Origin of the sequence: Methylovulum psychrotolerans (assembly GCF_002923755.1) — a bacterium.
GTDB classification, from domain to species: Bacteria; Pseudomonadota; Gammaproteobacteria; order Methylococcales; family Methylomonadaceae; genus Methylovulum; species Methylovulum psychrotolerans.
The window spans coordinates 1-1,512 of sequence record NZ_PGFZ01000074.1 but is presented as its reverse complement, the minus strand read 5'-3'; the positions used below and the strand labels follow the sequence as shown (position 1 = coordinate 1,512).

Sequence of the window (1,512 nt, the reverse complement as noted above, 5' to 3'; positions counted from 1 at the left end):
CAAACTCGGTCAGTAGCATGGCGTTCAATCCGGTCATTTTTTAACGCGGATTAGCTTAACTGCTTTACCACCCATTTTCAGCCATAAATTTGGCGGCTTTATGAAAAACTTGATGATCGAGTGTCAGCTTGTCAGTCCTTCAGGAGCCGCTGACTGCGGCGGCGCATGAGGGCATAGCCAAGCATTGCGGACAGTACGCCCTCTGTGTGCACGACTGGTCACGGCTAAGCTACAAACACCTTAACAAAACCGACACTTACGCAATCACGCACGCGACGGATGTGGGTTACGACCTGCAATCCAGCCTGATCGTCAGCGACCTGACGGGGTTGCCCGTGGCGCCGGTTGCACAAAGGCTGGTCAGTGTCGACGGGAGTTACGCCACCTACGGCGATGCGGCATCCCCTTCGCTCGCCAAAAACCATCTGGAGGAAGTGGCCGATTGTATCCAATATTTGGACGCGCAAGGCTTCCCCAAGCCAGTGGTGCATATGATTGACCGCGAAGGCGATTCGGTCGCCCATATCCGCCGTTGGGATGCGGCGGGCAGCCTCTGGGTGGTGCGGGCCAAGGACGACCCCAAAGTGGACTATGCGGACAAGCCCACGGCCTGTAAGGCCGTGGCGGCCGGTTTGGCGTTCAGCAAGACCCGGCAAGTCAGCTACCATGGCAAGGCCTATTGGCAGTGGGTGGCGGAAGCGGAAGTGACGTTGGGACGGCCCGCCAAACCCAGCCACTAGTGCCCCTTGTGGGTAGAAGAAAGGCAAACAGCCCCGCGTCCCCGGCCTTCCGGTGAAGGCGAGGCTGGTGGTCAGCCGCGTCCTCGCCGAAGACGGCGAAGTGTTGGCGCAATGGCTGCTGTTGACCAACGTAACGGATGTGGATGCCGCCACCATTGCCCTCTGGTACTATTGGCGTTGGCAGATCGAGTGTTTTTTCAAACTGGTCAAATCGGCGGGGCACCAGCTCGAAGCATGGCAACAGGAATCCGCCTTGGCCATCGCCAAACGCCTTCTGGTCGCCAGCATGGCCTGTGTCACGGTCTGGGAAATCGCCGCCGACAACCGCCCGGAAGCCGCCGAATTGCGGAATTTCCTCATCAAACTCAGCGGCAGGCAAATGCGCCATAAACAGGCGTTCAGCAATCCCGCGCTATTGGCGGGCCTGTGGGTTTTTCTGGCCATGTCTAAAATTATGGATGCCTACTCCCAAGAGGAGCTGGAAGGTTTCAAGGCAACCGCCAAGCAATTTTTGGGAGAAGTTGTGTAGATACTTATGCTTGCTGAGGGACGGAAAATGCATGGCAATCGTGTCGATCCATTGGTATAGTTCTGGATGGCGGGGCATGGCGGCACCTTCGGTAAACGGATGTTGATGACACTCATCCGCTGCGAGACAGGAGTCGAGTAGTCCCCAGAAGCGATAGTGCCTGAGTTTTCACGAAGCGAAGCGGAAGTGAAAATGCAGGCTATACGAAATCGCGTCGAGTCATTGGAGAGCATGTGAGCCACC

Annotated in this window: 2 protein-coding genes; both read left to right on the top strand. The window is 56.9% G+C overall.

The features are described from left to right. Nucleotides 1-128 precede the first annotated feature (128 nt). A complete protein-coding gene (locus AADEFJLK_RS24250; RefSeq protein WP_146054748.1) occupies nt 129-740 on the top strand; it encodes a flagellar biosynthesis protein FlhF in 612 nt (203 codons plus the stop codon). Between the two features lie 67 nt (nt 741-807). Further along, nucleotides 808-1,269 carry a hypothetical protein gene (locus tag AADEFJLK_RS24245; protein ID WP_170065252.1) on the top strand — a complete coding sequence of 154 codons (462 nt, stop codon included), beginning with the start codon at nt 808-810 and terminating at the stop codon, nt 1,267-1,269. Nucleotides 1,270-1,512: the final 243 nt, after the last annotated feature.